This window comes from Streptomyces asoensis (assembly GCF_016860545.1).
Taxonomy (GTDB): domain Bacteria; phylum Actinomycetota; class Actinomycetes; order Streptomycetales; family Streptomycetaceae; genus Streptomyces; species Streptomyces asoensis.
The window spans coordinates 933,705-951,712 of record NZ_BNEB01000003.1 but is presented as its reverse complement, the minus strand read 5'-3'; the positions used below and the strand labels follow the sequence as shown (position 1 = coordinate 951,712).

The 18,008-nt window shown below is 73.6% G+C and carries 17 protein-coding genes and 1 pseudogene; 9 read left to right on the top strand and 9 right to left on the bottom strand.

Annotation, left to right across the window (positions count from 1 at the left end; translation table 11 throughout):
- Positions 1–44: 44 nt before the first annotated feature.
- From Saso_RS16900 to murQ, 3 genes are read right to left on the bottom strand one after another with little or no spacing between them, the layout of a single operon-like run.
- A complete protein-coding gene (locus tag Saso_RS16900; protein WP_189921157.1) occupies positions 45–614 on the bottom strand; it encodes a hypothetical protein in 570 nt (189 codons plus the stop codon).
- A complete protein-coding gene (locus Saso_RS16895) occupies positions 611–2,134 on the bottom strand; it encodes a PTS transporter subunit EIIC (RefSeq protein ID WP_229901224.1) in 1,524 nt (507 codons plus the stop codon). Before Saso_RS16895 ends, Saso_RS16900 begins: the two co-directional genes overlap by 4 nt.
- A 16-nt stretch (positions 2,135–2,150) precedes the next feature.
- Positions 2,151–3,086, bottom strand: coding sequence for an N-acetylmuramic acid 6-phosphate etherase (gene murQ / locus Saso_RS16890; protein ID WP_189921155.1), 936 nt, complete (start codon positions 3,084–3,086; stop codon positions 2,151–2,153).
- A gap of 254 nt (positions 3,087–3,340) precedes the next feature.
- Here murQ and Saso_RS16885 point away from each other — a divergent pair, with 254 nt between their 5' ends.
- Positions 3,341–3,724 (top strand): hypothetical protein, encoded by a 384-nt coding sequence (locus Saso_RS16885; protein ID WP_189921153.1) that lies wholly within the window; start codon positions 3,341–3,343, stop codon positions 3,722–3,724.
- Between the two features lie 7 nt (positions 3,725–3,731).
- Positions 3,732–3,998, top strand: a complete 267-nt coding sequence (locus Saso_RS16880; protein WP_189921151.1) for a DUF4031 domain-containing protein — start codon at positions 3,732–3,734, stop codon at positions 3,996–3,998.
- A 188-nt stretch (positions 3,999–4,186) separates the two neighbouring features.
- Here Saso_RS16880 and Saso_RS38280 read toward each other — a convergent pair.
- Both Saso_RS38280 and Saso_RS38275 read right to left on the bottom strand, forming a co-directional pair.
- Positions 4,187–4,681, bottom strand: a pseudogene (locus Saso_RS38280) (GNAT family N-acetyltransferase); the annotation flags it as partial.
- Positions 4,682–4,692: 11 nt separating this feature from the next.
- Complete coding sequence (locus Saso_RS38275; protein WP_229901223.1) at positions 4,693–5,337, bottom strand: HD domain-containing protein; 645 nt, start codon at positions 5,335–5,337, stop codon at positions 4,693–4,695.
- 105 nt (positions 5,338–5,442) lie between these two features.
- Between Saso_RS38275 and Saso_RS16870 the strand changes: the two genes are divergently transcribed.
- Positions 5,443–6,153 (top strand): copper homeostasis protein CutC, encoded by a 711-nt coding sequence (locus Saso_RS16870; RefSeq protein ID WP_189921149.1) that lies wholly within the window; start codon positions 5,443–5,445, stop codon positions 6,151–6,153.
- Positions 6,154–6,190: 37 nt separating this feature from the next.
- On the opposite strand, the gene Saso_RS16865 is transcribed toward Saso_RS16870, so the two are convergent.
- Positions 6,191–8,263 (bottom strand): HelD family protein, encoded by a 2,073-nt coding sequence (locus tag Saso_RS16865; RefSeq protein WP_189921147.1) that lies wholly within the window; start codon positions 8,261–8,263, stop codon positions 6,191–6,193.
- A 291-nt stretch (positions 8,264–8,554) separates the two neighbouring features.
- On the opposite strand from Saso_RS16865, the gene Saso_RS16860 reads away from it, so the two are divergent.
- Positions 8,555–8,737: a hypothetical protein gene (locus tag Saso_RS16860; RefSeq protein WP_189921145.1), complete on the top strand. Its 183-nt coding sequence runs from the start codon at positions 8,555–8,557 to the stop codon at positions 8,735–8,737.
- A 12-nt stretch (positions 8,738–8,749) separates the two neighbouring features.
- Here the strand turns inward: Saso_RS16860 and Saso_RS16855 are convergent, their stop codons facing one another.
- On the bottom strand, positions 8,750–10,417 hold the full coding sequence (locus Saso_RS16855) for a DNA repair helicase XPB (protein WP_351003881.1): 1,668 nt from the start codon (positions 10,415–10,417) through the stop codon (positions 8,750–8,752).
- Between the two features lie 161 nt (positions 10,418–10,578).
- On the opposite strand from Saso_RS16855, the gene Saso_RS16850 reads away from it, so the two are divergent.
- Positions 10,579–11,133 carry a hypothetical protein gene (locus Saso_RS16850; protein ID WP_189921143.1) on the top strand — a complete coding sequence of 185 codons (555 nt, stop codon included), beginning with the start codon at positions 10,579–10,581 and terminating at the stop codon, positions 11,131–11,133.
- Positions 11,134–11,136: 3 nt separating this feature from the next.
- Here the strand turns inward: Saso_RS16850 and Saso_RS16845 are convergent, their stop codons facing one another.
- Positions 11,137–13,755, bottom strand: a complete 2,619-nt coding sequence (locus Saso_RS16845; protein ID WP_189921141.1) for a helicase-associated domain-containing protein — start codon at positions 13,753–13,755, stop codon at positions 11,137–11,139.
- Between the two features lie 205 nt (positions 13,756–13,960).
- On the opposite strand from Saso_RS16845, the gene Saso_RS16840 reads away from it, so the two are divergent.
- Together Saso_RS16840 and Saso_RS16835 are read left to right on the top strand one after the other, a co-directional pair.
- Positions 13,961–14,956 (top strand): hypothetical protein, encoded by a 996-nt coding sequence (locus Saso_RS16840; protein WP_189921139.1) that lies wholly within the window; start codon positions 13,961–13,963, stop codon positions 14,954–14,956.
- A 45-nt stretch (positions 14,957–15,001) separates the two neighbouring features.
- The gene (locus Saso_RS16835; protein ID WP_189921137.1) at positions 15,002–15,628 is read left to right on the top strand and encodes an HAD family hydrolase; all 627 of its coding nucleotides are present in this window, start codon (positions 15,002–15,004) and stop codon (positions 15,626–15,628) included.
- Here Saso_RS16835 and Saso_RS16830 read toward each other — a convergent pair.
- The gene (locus tag Saso_RS16830; protein ID WP_189921135.1) at positions 15,625–15,876 is read right to left on the bottom strand and encodes a hypothetical protein; all 252 of its coding nucleotides are present in this window, start codon (positions 15,874–15,876) and stop codon (positions 15,625–15,627) included. The genes Saso_RS16835 and Saso_RS16830 overlap by 4 nt on opposite strands.
- A 116-nt stretch (positions 15,877–15,992) precedes the next feature.
- Here Saso_RS16830 and Saso_RS16825 point away from each other — a divergent pair, with 116 nt between their 5' ends.
- Entirely contained in the window at positions 15,993–17,606 is a 1,614-nt protein-coding gene (locus tag Saso_RS16825; RefSeq protein ID WP_189921133.1) for a recombinase family protein, read from the top strand.
- Between the two features lie 103 nt (positions 17,607–17,709).
- Positions 17,710–17,901, top strand: coding sequence for a helix-turn-helix domain-containing protein (locus Saso_RS16820; protein WP_189921131.1), 192 nt, complete (start codon positions 17,710–17,712; stop codon positions 17,899–17,901).
- Positions 17,902–18,008 lie beyond the last annotated feature (107 nt).

Genomic DNA, 18,008 nt, shown 5'->3' with positions numbered 1-18,008 from the left:
GCGCCCCTGGTCGTCCCGATCGCCCCGGCTGCCGCTCACCAGCCCTAGAGGTTGCCGAGGGGCTCGATGTCGACCTTCACCGGGGTGCCCCAGATCCGCAGCACCTCGTAGTCGGTGAACTCGTGGACCAGGCGGTAGGCCATCGCGGGCCGGGAGCCGCGGCGCAGGGCCGAGATGTAGAGCTCGGCCTCGCGGCGGTCCCGGCGCGGGGTCCCGCAGAGCTGCCACTCCTGGCCGTTCCACAACTCCGCGAGCCAGCGCTGCTGGGGCTGCGGTCGGTCGGCGCGGGTGCCGTACCGGGAGGGCGCGGGCGCGGTGTACGGCGCCTGCGGGGCGGGTCCGTTGAACTCGGCGCGCCGGGCCGCCCGGCGGCGGGTCTCGCACAGCAGGCACAGGTCGGGCGCCGCCTCGTCGACCGGACCGTGCGGGTGTTCGGCGCAGCGGGTGGTGGGCGTCGCGCCGACGACACTCTCGTCCAGCAGGTCCAGGGCACGCCGCAGATCGGCCTTGACCTCGTGCAGCCGGGCGTCCGGGGTGTCCGCGGAGAGCGCCTCACCGTGCTCGCCGAGAAGCCGGAGGGCACGGCCGAGCGCGGTGAGCTGGGCGTGGTTCATGCCCCCAAGGGTAGGACGCCCCCGCCCTCCGGGGACCCGGCCGCCCCCGGCCCGTCCTGCGGGCCCCCGCTCTCCCGGCTCCCGTCCTTCCGGCTCCCGCTCTCCGGGTGCCCGCCGTCGCCCGTCCCGTCCGGCGGGCCGGGGCGCGGGGAGCGCAGACCGGCGAAGGCGTACGTCGCCGCGAAGCCGATCGTGTAGGCCGTCAGCAGGCCGCCCGCGTAGATCGCCGCCGTCAGGGCCGGCCCCCGGTTGCCCGCCAGCAGGGGGAACAGGGCCCAGCCGGACGGGCCGATCGCCGTCGCGCCCACCCGGTCGCCGAGCATCGCGAAGAACCCGACGAAGGCGCCGCCGGCCGCCCCGCCCACGCAGGCCGTGAGGAAGGGCCGCCCCAGCGGGAGCGACACCCCGTAGACCAGGGGTTCCCCGATGCCCAGCAGCCCCGCGGGCAGCGCCGACCTGATCGTCTTCCGCAGCGACGTGTCGTGGCGCAGCCGGACGTACACCGCCAGCGCGGCGCCGACCTGGCCCGCCCCCGCCATCGCCAGGACGGGCAGCAGGGCCGTGGAGCCCTGCTGCTCGATGAGGGCGGTGTGGATGGGGATGAGGGCCTGGTGCAGGCCCAGCATCACCAGCGGCAGGAAGAGGCCGCCGAGCACCAGCCCCGCGAAGGCGCCCGTCGTCGCCAGCAGCCAGTTCGCCGCCGTGCCGATCGCCGAGGACACCGCACCGGCCGCGTACATCAGGCCGTACAGCGTGCCGAGGCCGGCCACGAGGACCGTCACGGTCGGGGTCACGAGCACGTCCAGTGCCTCCGGGACCCGGCCGCGGCACCACCGCTCGACGCGGGTGGCCAGCAGGGCCGCGGCCAGCGCGCCGAGGACCCCGCCCTGGCCGGGGGTGAGGGTCACCCCGAACGCCGTCACCTTCGCGACCCCGGGGTGGACGACGATCGCCGCGACCGCCCCGCCCAGGACCGGAGTCCCGCCGAACTCCTTCGCCGTGTTGTGACCGACGAAGACGGCGATCAGCGTCATGAAGGCGGACGCGACGGCGGTGAGGGCGGGGGCCGCCCCGGGCAGCCAACCGGTGTTCAGCAGCAGGCCGTTGACCCCGGCGAGGACCCCGCAGCCGATCAGCGCGGGAAGGAGCGGGACGAACACGGCGGCCAGCCGGCGCAGCCCCGACCTGACCGGGGTCGCGGCTCCCCGGCGCCGTGCCGCCGCCGGACCGGCCCCGCGCGCGTCCGGTCCGCCGTCACGGGCCGGGCGGGCGAGCAGCGACTCGAACGCGGCCGTCACCCCGCTCACCGCCCCCGGGCCGAGCACCACCTGGTACGAGCCGTCGTCCACGACGAGCCCGAGGACCCCGGGCACGGCCCGCAGCGCCTCCTCGTCCGCGAGCGCGGGGTCGGCGAGACCCAGCCGCAGCCGGGTCATGCAGTGGGCGACGGACCTGACGTTCGCGGCGCCGCCCACCAGGGGCAGGATCGCGGCGGCTGTGGAGGAGGAGTCGATGCGCACCCCCCGAGCGTGCGGCTCAGCCGCCTCCCGTGCCGAGCGCGGCGCGCAGATGGCCCCCGGACTCCTCCAGAAGGCGGGCGGCGGCCGGCCCGTCCACCCCGGCGAGCAGGACGAGGACCGCGTTCTTCACCTCGCCGCCGGTGGCCGTGAGGGCCGCCTCGATGTCCTCGTCGTCCGCCCCGGTCGCCAGGGCCACGATCCGGTGCGCGCGGGCACGCAGCTTCTCGTTCGTGGCACGGACGTCGACCATCAGGTTCCCGTAGGTCTTGCCCAGCCGGATCATGGTGATCGTCGAGATCATGTTCAGCACCAGCTTCTGAGCGGTGCCCGCCTTCAGCCGGGTGGAGCCGGTCAGCAGCTCGGGGCCCACGACCACCTCGATGCCGTGCTCGGCGGCGGCGGCCAGCGCACTGCCCGCGTTGCAGGCCAGCCCGACGGTCAGGGCGCCCCGGGCCCGCGCGTACCGCACGGCGCCGACGGCGTAGGGGGTGCGGCCGGACGCGGAGACGCCGACCACGGTGTCGTCGGGGGTGAGCGCGAGGGCGGCAAGGTCCGCCTCGGCGAGGTCCTCGGAGTCCTCGGCGCCCTCGACGGAGGTGACCATGGCCGACGGGCCGCCCGCGATCAGCCCGACGACCTGGCCGGGCGCGGTGGCGAAGGTGGGCGGGCACTCGCAGGCGTCGAGCACGCCGAGCCGTCCGGCGGTGCCGGCACCGGCGTAGACCAGCCGTCCGCCGCGCGCCATGCGGGCCGCGACGGCGTCCACGACGGCGGCGATCTGCGGCAGCCGGGCGCCGACGGCGGCGGGGACGCCGGTGTCCTCCCCGTTCATCAGCCGGGCGATGTCGAGGGTGGGAAGCCGGTCGACATCGGCGAGTTCGGGGCGGAACGCCTCGGTGGTGAGGGACTCGAGCGTGGTGCGCAGTTCTCGGGGGTCGGGCCGGTGGGTCATCGGGGACGGCTCTCTTCCGGTGCGGTTCGGGCAGGTGTCGGCACCGCCGCGGCCTGCCGGTCCCCGCCTCGCTGCGTGGTCCCGCGCGGTCCGCCTTCCTCTCCGGCCCGCCGGTGCCCCTACGGTCTACCGGTGCCGGCGGGCCGGCGTCCCGTACGACGCGGCCCGAGGCCGACGCGTCCGCCGCCGGTCCGGCGCGGGCCGGAAGGCATCTTCTGTTCGGGCTCCGGGCCGGGCATGCGCACAATGGGGGGATGGATCCCATCAGCCCCCTGGAACAGACCCTGCACACGGCCCGCGCCCTCGTCCTGGCCGACCTCGCGTCCGCGGACGTGGCCGCGGCGGACGTGGTGACGCTGGTCGAGGACTCCGTCGTGCAGCGCCGCTGGTGGGCCGAACAGTGGCCGGACGGCCGGGCGTACGTGGCGGGGCTGGTCGCGCAGGACGTGCAGGACGCGCTGCTCGAGCGGTACGGGCGCTGGCCGCTGTGCCCGGTCTGCGGTTCCGGCGACCCGCACGCGCTCGAGGTGGAGCCCGAACTCGGGCCCGACCCGCACTGGGTGTGCCACCAGGCCGGGGTGAAGGTCGCGTCGGTGGGCTCGCTGGGGGCGGCTCTGGGAGGCGGGTCGTCCTCGTGAGGCTCTCGTGACCGTCTACATCGACCCGCCCGACTGGCCGGGGCACGGCCGTATGTGGTCGCACCTCGTCAGCGATGTCTCCTACGACGAACTGCACCGGTTCGCCGAGGGGTTGGGCGTCCCCCGGCGCGCCTTCGAGCGCGATCACTACGACATCCCGTCGCACCGTTACGCCGAGGTGGTGGCCGCCGGCGCGGTCCGGGTCAGCAGCCGCGAGGTGGTCCGCCTCCTGACACAGGCCGGCCTCCGCCGCCGCAAGGGCACCACCGGCTGAGCGGAGCCGGGCAGGCCGGGGCCGGGTGAGGGGGGGCTGGGTGGAGCGGGCCTGGGTGCGGCCGGTGCGGGTACGGCTGGTCGGGTGAGGCGGGACGGGCCACGCAGGCCGGGCACGGATGGCCGGGTGGGGCGGGCTCGGGGGAGTCTGGTCGAGCACCGGGCTCGGGGGAGGCGGGACGGGGGTGGTCAGGGGGTGGGCGGGGGTTTTCGAAGTTCGTATGCGGTTTCCCCGGGGCCTTCGCCGACCTTGACGAACCCGGCGCGTTCCAGCACCGCGCGGGAGGGCGCGTTGGTGTGCTCGACGACCGCGAACAGCCGGCGGACGTCGTCCCGGGCCAGCGCCCAGCCGGCCAGCGCGCGCAGCGCCTCGGTCGCGTAACCGTGGCCCCGGGCGGCCTGCACGAGGTCGTAGCCGATCTCCGTTCGGCCGTCCTCGTCGGGGGCCGCGTGGAAGCACACGCTGCCGACGGCCCGCCCGTCCTCGCGCCGCACGAGGACGTACAGGCCGAACTCCGGCCGGTGCACGCCGGACACGTACGCCCGCACCATCATCCCGGCGGCGTCCCGCGTCCCCTCGAACGGGCCGCCGCCGAGCCAGGCGAAGCCTCCGCCGCCGCCCGCCCGCAGTCCGGCGGCGGCGCTGGGGGTGACGCCTTCGAGCGTGAGGCGTCCGGCGGGGATGCGCGGGGCGGTCACGAGGTGAGCAGGTCCAGTTCGCCCCGCAGGTTGTAGCGGGCCGTGGCCTCCCACCGCTCGCTCCCGTACGGCGTCCTGAACAGGCGCGGCAGCGACAGCAGTTGACGCAGGATGTCCGCGCGGCCGGCCCGGAAGGCGTCGTTCGGGACGAAGTGGTACTCCTCGCGGACGGCGGCCGTGTAGGCGGCGTACGCGGCGGGCGGGGCGGCGAGGACCGCGAGGTCGGCGTCGCACAGGACCTCGCCGTCGGGGTCGTCGTCGGCCGGATCGTGGGTGACGGTCAGCCGCACGAGCCGGGCGACCTCGGCGGTCCGCCGCGCCGGCACCCCGGCCTCGGGCAGGGCGCGCTCGGCGAGACGGGCCGAGCGTTCCTCGTTCTCGGAGCGGTCGGGCAGGTAGACGGCGTCGTGGAACCAGGCGGCCAGCCGGACGACGTCCGGGTCCGCGGCGTGAGCGGCGAGCACGTCGACGCGGTCGAGGACCTCCGTGAGGTGCGTGAGCGTGTGGTAGCGGCGCTGCGGCTCCTGCCAGCGGGCGAGGAGGTCGTCCGCGTACGGCGCCGGGTCGGGGCCGTCGACCGGACCCCGGGTCCTGTCCAGGGCGTGGCTGAAACGGGTGCGCAGGGCGTCGAGATCGGCCATGGGCCCATTGTCGCGCGTACGGAAGGGGTTCTCCCGCGTATTCTTCAATTGGACTAGACCTGTAGTCGCCCGATGCAGCCGACGAACGCAGACGAATGGGGTGCCATGAGCAAGCGTGCAGTTCTGGAGGTGATCGCCCTCGACGCCGAGGACGCGGTCGCCGCCCAGACCGGAGGCGCGGACCGCCTCGAGCTGGTCACCGACATGGCCGCCGACGGCCTCACCCCGCCGGTCACGGTCTTCGCCGGGATCCGGGCCGCCGTGGACCTCTCCCTGCGCGTGATGCTGAGACGCTCCGAGGGCTTCGCGGCGGGAACCGCGCAGGACGTCTACTCCCTGGTGCGGGCCGCCGGCGAACTGCGGGCGGCCGGCGCGGACGAGTTCGTGCTCGGCTTCCTCGACGCCGGGGGCGGGGTGGACCTGGCCGCGGTGGAGCGCGTCGTCGCCGAGCTGGACGGCTGCCGCTGGACCTTCCACCGCGCCCTCGACCACGCCGCCGACCGGGACGCCCTGCGCAAGCAGCTCGACGGCCTGCCCGGTCTGGACACCTACCTCACGGCCGGTTCCGCCGACGGCGTCGACACCGGGCTGCCCGTCCTGCTCGCGGAGGCGGCCCGGCACGGCGAACAGGGCTACGAGCAGCGGCTCCTCGTGGGCGGCGGCCTGGGCCTCGGCCATGTGCCCGTGCTGCGGGCGGGCGGTGTCGACGCCTTCCACATCGGCGGCGCGGCCCGCCCGCGGGGCTGGTCCGGCCCGGTCTCGGCGCAGGCCGTGGCGCAGTGGCGCCGCGCGGTGGACGGCGTCCCGGCCGACTGACCGGCGCGCCGCCCGACCGCGGGGTGAAAGGGGCGCGTCAGGCGAGTTGGGGCGGCAGGGCGGCCACGTGGGTCACGATCAGGCCCGACACCGCCCGGGTCAGCGCCACGTACAGCCGGCGCAGCCCGGTCCGCTCGTCCGGTTCGCCGTCGACCACCGCCCCCGGCTCGTCTAGGACCACGTAGTCGTACTCCAGGCCCTTGGCCAGGGAGGCCGGGACGAGGGTGAGCCGGGTCTCGGCGGTCGTCTCCTCGCCGGGGGAGAGGTGGGCGATACCGGACGCCGCCAGCGCCTCGGCCAGGGCGGGGATCCGGGCGTCGGCCGCGATCAGGCCCGTCGAGCCCTCGTTGCGCAGCAGTTCCTCGCAGGCCGCGACGACCTCGTCGTCACCCGTGACCGGCCTGAGGTCGAAGAAGCCCGGGTTCTCACGGACCGAGGCGACCGGCGTGAGTCCCGGCGCGATGTGCGGGAGCAGCCGTGAGGCGTAGGTGATGACGTCCGTCGGCACACGGAAACCGGCCGTCAGCTCCTCGATCACCGCGTCCGCCTTGCCCAGGTGGGTCAGCGCCTCCTCCCAGCTCCGCGTCGCCCACGGGGTGGTGCCCTGCGCCAGATCGCCCAGCACGGTCGCCGAACCCGTCGTGCAGCGCCGGCCGACCGCCCGGTACTGCATGGGGGACAGGTCCTGCGCCTCGTCCAGGACCACATGCCCGAGCGAGTGCGTGCGCTCGACGATGTCTCTCGCCTCGTCGACGAGGACCGCGTCCGCCGCCGACCACCGGGCCGACCTCACCGACCGCGCCGGCTTCGCCCACAGGATCGTCCTCTGCTCCTCCTCGCTCAGCACGCCCGCCGCGTGCTCGGCGAGGAACTCCGCGTCCGTGAGCAGCCGGAGCACCAGCTTCGCCGGATCGACGGCCGGCCAGAGCGCCTTCACGGCCGCCTTGACCGCGCTGTTACGGGCGACGGCGTCCTGCACCCGGTCGTCGGGCGCCTCGCCCGAGCGCTCCATCTGCACCAGGACCGCGTGCGCGATGCGCTGGGGCAGGGCCTCGCGGGCCGCGCCGTAGCGCATGCCGCGCTCCAGCAGCTCCCGGACCATCTCCTCCAGCTCGTGGGCGGGCACCCGCCACCGCCGCGAGCCGCGCACGACGACGAGCGGTTCGGCCGGCCTGCCGACGTGCGAACGGACGGCCCGCCGCAGCACCTCCGCCATCCTCGCGTCGCCCTTGACGACCGCCGCCGCCGCGTCGTCCGTGCCCCGCACCTCGACATGGGCCACCAGGTCGTCGACCGTGCCCTGGCGGACCGTCAGCTCGCCCAGGGCGGGCAGCACCTGCTCGATGTAGTGGAGGAAGGACTTGTTCGGGCCGATGACCAGGGTGCCGGTGCGGGCGAGCCGCTCACGGTGCGCGTAGAGCAGGTAGGCGACCCGGTGCAGGCCGACGGCCGTCTTCCCGGTGCCCGGCCCGCCCTGCACACAGACGGTGCCGCCCAGCCCGCTGCGGACGATCTCGTCCTGCTCGGGCTGGATGGTGGCGACGATGTCCCGCATCGGGCCGACGCGCGGCCGCTCGATCTCCCGCTGGAGCAGCGCGCTGGTCCGCGCCGTCTCCGCCGGGTCGGAGAGGTGCTCGTCCTCGTACGCGGTGAGCTCGCCGCCGGTGTAACCGAAGCGGCGGCGCAGCCCGACGTCCATCGGGTCCTTCTTCGAGGCCCGGTAGAACGGCTGCGAGACCGGCGCACGCCAGTCGATGACCATCGGGTCCCCGTCGCCGTCGTGCACATGCCGGCGCCCGATGTAGAACTGCTCCCCCTCCGCCCCCTCCGCCTGCTCGGCGCCGGGCGCGTGCAGGTAGTCGAGCCGGCCGAAGAACAGCGGGGTGTGGCTGAGGTCGGCGAGCGCCTTGATGCGCTCGCCGATCTGGCGCTCCAGGATCTGGGCGTTGACCCAGTTCGCGGTGACGTCGCTGATGTCGAGGGCCTCGGCGTCCTCGCGCATGGCCCGCAGGGCGCTCCGGGAGGAGCTGAGATGGGCGCGCTCGCGGGCGAGCGGATCGTCGTCCACAGGTGTGGACGACGGCGTGGACGGCGTGGACGACGTGGACAAGGGGGTGCCTCCGGGCCGGCTGAAGGGGGGCGCGTCGCGGGCGCCGCGGTGAGTCCGTCCGGTTTCCGTCCGGACGGCGGCACTCCGGGAAGGGAGGCGGGCAAGAGCGGAGATTGTAGGTGAACGGGCGAAGCGGGTGCCACCGCATTTGCCGCCGCCACCCCGCCTCGGTCCCGGCGCCGGCCTCGAACCCGTAGGGGACACCCCCTCCCGCAGGGGTACCGCGGGAGTAGGCCGAAAGGGGACCTGGGACCGATGCCCCCTTTACCCCTTGGATCCCATCATGGAGACATGAGTGCAGCGACCATCACCCCGGCCCCCGGTCGCCCGTCCGGCGCGACCTCCCTCTCCGACACGCACCGCCACCGCCTCGGCGACGCCCTGCGCGCCCTGAAGGTCTTCGCGGGCGCCGCCTTCGACGTGATCATCCTCGGCGAGTACGGCGAGGAGGCCGGGGTCCACCGCCATCGGTGACCCCGGCGCGGCTCAGGCGGGACCCGGACCCGGCCCGGGCCCCTCGGCCAGCAGCTCGTCCGCGTCCATGATCCGGTACGCGTAGCCCTGCTCCGCCAGGAACCGCTGGCGGTGCGCCGCGAAGTCCTGGTCGAGCGTGTCCCGCGCGACCACCGAGTAGAAGTGGGCCTGGTGGCCGTCCGCCTTGGGGCGCAGCACCCGGCCGAGGCGCTGTGCCTCCTCCTGACGGGAGCCGAACGTCCCCGAGACCTGGATGGCGACCGTCGCCTCCGGCAGGTCGATCGAGAAGTTCGCCACCTTGGACACCACCAGAACGCTGATCTCGCCCTGCCGGAAGGCGTCGAAGAGCTTCTCGCGCTGCGCGTTGGAGGTCTCGCCCTTGATCACCGGGGCGCCCAGGTGCTCGCCCAGCTCGTCCAGCTGGTCGATGTACTGGCCGATGACGAGGACCTGCTGCCCCGCGAAGCGCCGGACGATCGCCTCCGTCACCTTCCGCTTGGTCGCCGTCGTCGCGCAGAACCGGTACTTCTCCTCCGCCTCGGCGGTGGCGTACGCCAGCCGCTCGGAGTCCGTCAGGTTCACCCGGACCTCGACGCAGTCCGCGGGCGCGATGTAGCCCTGCGCCTCGATCTCCTTCCACGGAGCGTCGAACCGCTTGGGACCGATCAGGGAGAACACGTCCGACTCACGGCCGTCCTCGCGGACCAGGGTCGCGGTCAGGCCCAGGCGGCGGCGGGCCTGGAGATCCGCCGTGAACTTGAAGACCGGCGCCGGCAGCAGGTGCACCTCGTCGTAGAGGATGAGCCCCCAGTCCCGGGAGTCGAACAGCTCCAGGTGCGGGTACACGCCTTTGCGCCGGGTCGTCAGCACCTGGTAGGTGGCGATGGTGACCGGCCGGATCTCCTTGCGCGTCCCGCTGTACTCGCCGATCTCGTCCTCGGTCAGCGAGGTGCGCTTCACCAGCTCGTGCTTCCACTGCCGCGCGGAGACCGTGTTGGTGACGAGGATCAGCGTCGTCGACTTCGCCTGGGCCATCGCGCCGGCGCCGACCAGGGTCTTGCCGGCACCGCACGGCAGCACCACGACCCCGCTGCCGCCGTGCCAGAAGTTCTCCACGGCCTGCTTCTGGTAGGGCCGCAGCGCCCAGCCGTCCTCGGCGAGCTCGATCGGGTGCGCCTCGCCGTCGACGTACCCGGCGAGGTCCTCGGCGGGCCAGCCGAGCTTCAGCAGCGTCTGCTTGATCTGCCCGCGCTCCGAGGGGTGCACGACGACGCTGTCCGGGTCGATCCGGGCGCCGACCAGCGGAGCGACCCGCTTGGAGCGCAGGATCTCCTCCAGCACCGGCCGGTCGGTCGTGGTGAGCACCAGCCCGTGCGCCGGATGCTTGCTCAGGGTCAGCCGGCCGTAGCGGTCCATGGTCTCGGCGATGTCGACGAGCAGCGCGTGCGGCACGGGGTAGCGGCTGTACTCCACGAGCGCGTCCACGACCTGCTCGGCGTCGTGCCCGGCCGCGCGGGCGTTCCACAGCCCCAGCGGCGTCAGCCGGTAGGTGTGGATGTGCTCCGGCGCCCGCTCCAGTTCCGCGAACGGCGCGATGGCACGACGGCAGTCGTCCGCCTGCTCGTGGTCGACCTCCAGGAGCAGAGTCTTGTCCGACTGGACGATCAGCGGTCCGTTCACGTACGCCATCCCTTCCGCACGGGCCAAACCTCCAGTGTGCCGTACCGCGCGCCGTGGCGGCGGGGGGCTTCTTCCCGGCGGCCCCGCGCAACCCTGACCCGCGTTCGAGGGTCTCACCGGGGGAGCAGCGCGATGGGCGCGACGCGGTGGGGAGTCACGGTATGTCGGTCCTGTCGTTGCGCAGGGGCGCGGTGGGCGTGGGAGCCGCGGCGGTGCTGGCCGCCACGGGCACCTGGGTCATGTGGCCCGCGCAGATCGACGGGCGGCTGTGGGGCGAGGTGCGGCCGGTCATCGAGGCCAGGATCGCGGCCGAGTCCCTGGGCGGCGGGCACGGCGAGGGCGTGGCCGCGCCCAGGGCCCGCTGGTTCTGCGAGGCGAAGGCGCTCGAACTGGAGGAACACGGGGGAGAGGTGCGGGCCGGCGTCAACGCGCTGTGCGTCGCGTACGCGGTGCGCGGCGACACCCTGCTGGAGTGCGCCGCCGGGCAGTACCCGCAGGTGGTGCGGCTGGAGCGGGACGGCGCGGCCGCCGGGGGCTACCGGGTCGTGGCCCGCGAGGAGCCGCCGGACGGCGAGGGCTACGGGCGGTGGACGGAGTCCCACTTCGGCGTCCTCACCCGGGCGTCCCTGCGGGACCCGATGTCGTCACGGACGCTGGAGGCCACGGCCCGCGTCCACTTCGGCCTGCCGGCCGACGCCGACGTGGGCGAGTGCTGACCGTCAGTCCTGCGCGAGTTCGGCCACTCCCGTGATCCGGTGCAGCGGATAGGTGCGGACCTCGTCCGCCGTGTGGTCGTACGCCGTCACGAAGCCGCCCTCCACCCGGACCGGGGCGATGACGCGCTGGCTGGCCGTCCCCTCGGCGTTGACGTAGCCGATCCACAGCGCCTCGCCGGTCAGGACGGCGGCCTGCATGGTGGCGAGGGTCTCCGCCGAGCCGGTCCGGGGCAGCTCCCCCGGGGCGAGCGGGGCGGTCGCGTCCGCCGGCTTGCGCGGAGCCGTGGCGGCCAGGTCACCCGCCCGGATCGCGCGGATCGCCGCGGTCAGCAGGGTGCCGTCGGGCACCGGCGGACCGTCCGGCACCGGCTCGGGGGCCGCGCGGGGCGAGGTGCGGTGGGCATGCGCGCGGGTGATCAGGACGTCTCCCTCGGCGGACTCGGCGGCGGGCGCGAAGCCCATCGCCCGCAGACCCTCGAGAAGGCTCGCCGGGTCGACCTGGGCGGCGAGCACCGTGGGCGCCAGCCGCCGCATCCGCAGGGCGGCGGCGCGCTTGTCGGCGAGGATCTCGTTCAGCAGGGCGTCGTCGTCGCAGCGGACGTAGGCCGAGGCCGCGCCCACCCGCAGATGGCCGTGCCGGCGGGCCACGTCGTCGATCAGGTAGGCCAGCGGCTGCGGTACCGGGGTACGGGAGTGCTCCGCCAGGAAGGCATGCAGGTCGGAGGCGCTGCGGCCGGCGTCCAGGGCACGGCGTACCGAACCGGGCGTGAAGCGGTACACGGTCGCGCCGCCCTTGGACTCGACGTCCGCCAGGACATTCAGCACGTCGGCCAGCGGGCGCCGCAGCGGGCCGGGGGCGACCGCCGTCAGGTCGGCCTGGAGCAGGACGTGGTCCAGGGGCTCGGGCAGCAGCGGAGCGAGCAGCCGGGCGGCGGCCGCGGTGGCCGCGGCCTGCTCGGGCTGCGGCAGGGGCGTGGCCACCGGACCGGCGGCCGCCGTGCGGTGGTGCGCGGGCAGCTTGTCGCCGGGGCCGGCCGGGGCCTGCGCCGCGTCGTCGGCCGCGCCGGCCGGTCTGGCCGCGGGCCGCACGCCGAGCAGGGCCCGCCCGTGCGAGGACAGCGCGCCCCGTCCGGTCACGCCCAGCAGTTCGGCCTCCGTCAGCGTCCAGCGGGCCAGCCGTGAGCGCAGGTCCTCCTCGCCCTGAGAGGTGTGCGCGCCGTGGGGACCCTGCGGCCCCTGGCCCTGCGGGGCCTGTCCGGCCTGGGGGCCGCGCAGTGGGCGCTCCCAGCGCAGCCGGGCCAGCACGGCGTCCGCCTGCGGCGCGGCGCCCTCGGGCAGCCCGGCCAGCAGGGCCAGCACCCGGTGGCGCACCTCGGGCGCGGCGGACCGGTCCAGACCCGGCCCCAGCGCCGACAGCGCCCGCTCCTTCAGATCCCGGCCGCCGACCACCCCGGACGTGCGGGTCGCCGCCAGCCACGCCTGCGCGAGCTGCGCCCAGCGGTCGGCGGGCGGCCGCTCCAGCCACTCGTCGTACTCCGGGGTCGCCGCGTACCGCTCGTCGGCCTCCCCGTCGGAGGCGAGCAGCCCGGACGCGTACGCCAGTTCGACCCAGAACGCGGCCATCGGCTCGGACACGTCCAGGGCGACGGCCGTCCGCTTGAGGTCGCGCACGCTCAGCCCGCCGGCCCGCAGCACCGGCGGGCCGCCCTCGTGCCAGTCCTTGAGCAGTTCCTCCACCGTCGTCAGCGCCGTGTACGCCTGCCCGGCCGCCGTGGCGTCCACCACCTGGGGACGGTGGGCCACGAGCGGGTCCACGGCCGGGGGCACCGGCTCGGGCGCGCGGTGCGCCCGGCCCTCGCGCAGATGCAGGGCGACCTCGCGCGGCAGGACGACGGTCCCGGGCGCGGTCGGCAGCAGCAGCCCGCGGTCGAGGAGCCAGCGCAGCCGCGCCGCCGGGTCGGCCGTGATCTGCCCGTACGGCGGCCCCCACATCAGCCGGCCCAGGACGTCGAGGGAGTCGGCGGGCGCCTGGGCCAGCAGGGCGGCCATCTTCTTGCGGTGGGTGAACAGCGCGGTCAGCGCGTCGACGGCGGACACCGAGTCGTGGGTGGACGGCAGCCCGACGGCCGCCACCAGCTCCTGGATCCGGCCGGGCGACATGCCCGCCGTCGCCTCCCGCACGCTCGGCCCGAGGCCGGTGGGCGAGGGGTGCTGCGCGGACGGCGCGAGCAGTTCGCGGGCGGTGCGCACGAGGCGGAGGCTGCCGTCGTCACCCCACACCAGGGCCTGTTCGCGCAGGGCCGCCAGGGCGCCGGGCAGCGCGTCGGCGACCGCCGCGTCCCGTGCGTCGCCGGCCATCAGCCCGAGCAGCTCGTCGTAGGCCGCCGGGTCGCCCGCCACGGCCAGCGCCTCCGCGGTCTGGAGGGCGAAACGGTCGAGCCGCTCCAGCGCGCGGACGACGGAGGCGCGGGTGCCGGCCCGGGTGGCGAGCTGCGTGAGGTCCGTGGGGACCGGGGTGATGAGGTCGGGGCGGGCGCGCAGCAGCGCGGCCAGCGACGCGTCGTCGCGGCCGCGGAGCGCTGCCGCGAGGGATCGGGGGGCCCGCTGGTCCTCGGTGCTCATCTTGCCCACGGTAGCGGTTGGCGCCCCCGGGGGCCGCCGCCCCCGGACCCCCGAGGGCCCCTCTCCCCCGCTCCCCCGCCCACGAGTTGCCCCGACACACCCGATGCCGGGGCCGCTGTCTGGCGGAGGGCGTGGTTTCGGTGGGTCGGGAGGGCGGGGGTGGTTGTCGGGGTGTTGTCCGGGGGGTGCGCGGTAGCGTCTTCCCGTGGGGATCGAGAGCGACCAAGTCGTCTACGAGTATCTGAGCCGGGTCGGGGACGTCGCGCAGCAGCGGCAGTTGTCGTCGGCCGAGCGGATGCGGCTCGTGTCCGAGCTGCGCGACGAGATCGACCGGCGCCGGGCCAAGGCGGCCGTCGATTCTCCCGCCGCCGTCCGACGCATCATCGACCGCCTCGGCAGCCCCGACGACCTCGTGGCCGCCGCGGCCGGTGACGGCGGCGCGCCGCGGACACCGGCGCCGGAGCCCTCGGTTCCCGTACAGCGGGAGCCGGAGCGGCCGAAGGGCATCCGGCGGGTCGTGCCGCGGCCGCGGACCGGCGCACCGCCCCCCGCCCCAGCCCCCGACCCCTCGGACGCCCCGTCCCCACCGCACCGCGCGCCCCTGCACGAGCTGGGCGACAGCCGGGGCACCCCCGACTGGTGGCTGAGCGAACCGACCCCGCTGGGCATCGGCGAGGACGTGCCGGGATTCACCGGTGGCGTCGAGATCCCGGACCTGCTCAAGCCGCCCCCGCCCAGGACGCCAGAGCGGGATGAGCCGGGCGGAAGGAAGGCCGAGGATCCCGTCGGCGAAGAGGCGGCCGAGGAGGAGGCCCGCCCGCGCCGGCGCCGGCTGCGGCTGCGGCGGGCCGCCGCGGAGGGAGCGGGCTGGAACAGTCCCCTGCTGCTGGTCGCCGCCGCCTGTCTCGTCGCCGGCGCGGTGCTCGGGAACTGGTTCGTCCTCCTCCTGGGCTGGCTCATCGCCTACGCCTCACGCCGGCTGACCGAACGGGAGACGAAGTTCGCCGTCATGGGGCTGCCGGGGCTCGCGCTCACCGCCGGGCTCGTGTGGCTGTGGGGGCGCTCCGAGGGACGCTGGGGCGAACCCATCGCCGACGGGCGGATGAACGACGCCGTCGCCCAGACCTGGCCGTGGGTGATCCGGGGCGCGGCCGTGGCGTCGGCCCTGTTCCTGGTCTGGCGGGCGCGCAAGCCCAGGTAGACGGGCGCGCGGGCCGAGGTGGACGGGCCGTACCGGCCGGGCAGAATGGGCCGCATGACGTCACCCCAGCTCACCGTCGGCTTCGACCTCGACATGACCCTCATCGACTCCCGGCCCGGCATCCGGGCCACGTACATCGCGCTCGCCGAGCGGACGGGGACGTACATCGACGCCGACCTGGTGGTCACCCGGCTCGGGCCGCCGCCGGAGACGGAGCTGGCCCACTGGTACCCGGCGGAGCGGGTCGCCGCCGTGGCCGACCTCTACCGCTCGCTGTACCCGGAGCACGGCGTCACCGGCGCGACCGCGCTGCCCGGCGCCCGGGAGTCCATAGCGGCGGTGCGGGCGGCCGGCGGGCGGGCGGTCGTCGTCACCGCCAAGCACCAGCCGAACGCCGAACTCCAGGTGGCGCACCTGCGCCTCGGCCCCGACGCGGTCGTCGGCGACCTGTGGGCCGAGCAGAAGGCGCGGGCGCTGCGCGAGCACGGCGCGAGCGTCTACGTCGGCGACCACGTGGGCGACGTCCGCGGCGCGCACGCCGCGGGGGCGCTGTCGGTGACCGTGCCGACCGGGCCGGTCGGTGCGCAGGAACTGCGGACGGCCGGTGCGGATGTCGTGCTCACCGACCTCACCGAGTTCCCCGCCTGGCTCGCCGGCCACCTCGGGGTCTAGGGGGTGTCGGACCGCGCCTGACGCCGCCCCGCGGCGACGGACCGCAGGACGCCGGCGCCCGCGACGAGGAAACCGACGCCCATGAGCATGCTCAAACCGAACATGTATGCCGGAAAAGGCGTCGTCCCGAGCAGAAGCGGGGCGACCGTGACCAGTGTGGCCACGGCGCCGGCGAAGAACACGATGGCACCGGCACGGATCAGTCGGTCACCGGGAGCGGCGGAATTCGTCTGGGTTTTGTCACGCACCGGACCAGGGTAGTTCCCTGCGCGAAGGAACAACCGGGGGACGTACCAGGATGAACGTGCCTACCGGCAAGTGCAAGCCGGTCATCTAGGCACACAGACTCCGCTAGCCTCCCCTCATGACACCGGGTCTGCGCTACCTCGCCTGCCTCCGCCTCTCTGCCGACTCGGACGGCTCCACGTCCATCGAGTGGCAGCGGGGCGTGATCCGACACCACATCAGCTCTCCCCTGCTGTCCGGCGTCCTGGTGGGGGAGGCAGAGGATACGGACGTCTCAGGCTCCATCTCCCCCTTCAAGCGGCCGAAGGTGGGACGCTGGCTCACGAAGCGAGCCGATGAGTTCGACGTGATCATTGCGGCCAGGATGGACAGGCTTACCCGTCGCTCGATGCACTTCAACGAACTCTTGGAATGGGCGCAGGAGAACGGCAAGTTCATCGTGTGCGTAGAGGAAGGGTTCGACCTCTCGACTCCTCAGGGCAAGATGATGGCGCGCATGACGGCTGTCTTTGCCGAGGCCGAGTGGGACACGATCCAGGCACGCATCCTGAACGGCGTACAGAGCCGTCTGGAGAACCGCTCATGGCTCACAGGCGCTCCGCCCACCGGCTACACCATCAAGACCGTAGAGGGTGGGAAGAGGAAGGTTCTGGAGATTGACCAGGACTATCACCCCATCGTTCAAGAGATCTTCCGGCGTATCGGTGAGGGACAGTCCACACACAGGATTGCCCGAGACTTCAATGGTCGTGGCGTACTCACGTGGGGTGACCACCTGCGGAAACTCAAGGGCCAGGAGACGAAGGGGACGCAATGGCAGTCCACCATCATCAACAAATTCATCCGCTCCTCCTGGATTCCCGGTATCTACACGTACAAGGGTGAGGCTGTTCTGGATGATGAGGGGAATCCCTTCATCCTCCCTGAGAGGCCTTTGGCCACAATGGACGAATGGGCAGACCTGTTCGATAGAATCAAGCCTGCTCCAAAGGTTGAGGGAGTAGAGAAACGGGTCAGCACCAGGAGTCTTCTGGCCGGTATTGCCAGGTGCGGTGCGTGCGGAGCGGCCGTCACCTCTCTCCTTAATTCAGGACACGTTACGAAAGACGGCACCAGGGTTCCGGGTCGCCGGTATTACCGCTGCTCCAACAAGTTCAAGGGGGGCACGTGCGCAGAGGGTTTCTCTGTCCGCTCTGACGTCCTTGACGCATGGGTCGACCAGGAGATCCGGGGAAGCGTAGGCACGTGGGACATGTACGAGCGAGCCGGTACCGGCCCTAGTCGGGCAAGGGAACTCCAGGACGCCAGGGCGCGCCTGGAAAACCTGGAAGCCACATACATTGCAGGGGAGTACGACGGAGAGGGGCAGGGAGAATCGTACATGCGGATACACAAGGTTCTGTCTGCAAAGGTCGCGCTACTCGCAAAGCAGGAAGCGGAAAGGGCTAATTCGAATCTCAAGGCCACGGGTAAGAAGTACGGGGAAGTCTGGGAAGCCAAAGACCAGGAAGACCGAAGGGAATTCCTCCGCGCCCATCAGGTGAAGGTCTGGGGGTGGAACAAGGGGGCGGATGAGAGTGAAAGGGGAATGGTCATGGACCTGGGAGACATTCAGGAAATGGCAAATGAGCTTGCACTCGAGCCCCCTGGAGAGAAGAAGATGAAAAGGCTAGTTGTCAGCCACAATGTAGAGGCTCGATTGTGGAAGGCGCTGGAACTCGCCAGGCCGTAAGAGATGTGCAGGCGTGAAGATAAGGATCCGCCGCTCAGTGGGGCCTTGTTCATTTTCTTCAGCCTGGGAAGCCCCCCGCGACCGAACTGAGCTTGAGCGAGACATGCTCGTCGAGCGCACCCGTACCGGTCTGCATGCGGCCAAGGCGCGGGGGCGCACCGGTGGACGCCCCACCGTCATCACCGAGGACGTGCTGACTGTGGCCAAGGCCCGTAGAGGCAAGGGGGAGAGCGTCACTGCCATTGCCGAGGCTCTCGGAGTCTCCCGCGCCACGCTCTACCGCCACATCAGGTAGCCCCTCACACTTCCTGCACCACTTTGAGCCTCTGCCCTCACTGGTGGGGGCTCAGTCTCGTTTTAAGGCGTGTTCGGCTGGAGAGACCCCCGGTAGGCTGTCTGAAC

Bases quoted from the DNA above. Each gene is read 5' to 3' on its own strand.
- Saso_RS16900 (WP_189921157.1), bottom strand. From the start codon at position 614: ATGAACCACGCCCAGCTCACCGCGCTCGGCCGTGCCCTCCGGCTTCTC.
- murQ (WP_189921155.1), bottom strand. From the start codon at position 3,086: ATGACCCACCGGCCCGACCCCCGAGAACTGCGCACCACGCTCGAGTCC.
- Saso_RS16885 (WP_189921153.1), top strand. From the start codon at position 3,341: ATGGATCCCATCAGCCCCCTGGAACAGACCCTGCACACGGCCCGCGCC.
- Saso_RS38275 (WP_229901223.1), bottom strand. From the start codon at position 5,337: ATGGCCGATCTCGACGCCCTGCGCACCCGTTTCAGCCACGCCCTGGAC.
- Saso_RS16870 (WP_189921149.1), top strand. From the start codon at position 5,443: ATGAGCAAGCGTGCAGTTCTGGAGGTGATCGCCCTCGACGCCGAGGAC.
- Saso_RS16860 (WP_189921145.1), top strand. From the start codon at position 8,555: ATGAGTGCAGCGACCATCACCCCGGCCCCCGGTCGCCCGTCCGGCGCG.
- Saso_RS16850 (WP_189921143.1), top strand. From the start codon at position 10,579: ATGTCGGTCCTGTCGTTGCGCAGGGGCGCGGTGGGCGTGGGAGCCGCG.
- Saso_RS16845 (WP_189921141.1), bottom strand. From the start codon at position 13,755: ATGAGCACCGAGGACCAGCGGGCCCCCCGATCCCTCGCGGCAGCGCTC.
- Saso_RS16835 (WP_189921137.1), top strand. From the start codon at position 15,002: ATGGGCCGCATGACGTCACCCCAGCTCACCGTCGGCTTCGACCTCGAC.
- Saso_RS16825 (WP_189921133.1), top strand. From the start codon at position 15,993: ATGACACCGGGTCTGCGCTACCTCGCCTGCCTCCGCCTCTCTGCCGAC.
- Saso_RS16820 (WP_189921131.1), top strand. From the start codon at position 17,710: ATGCTCGTCGAGCGCACCCGTACCGGTCTGCATGCGGCCAAGGCGCGG.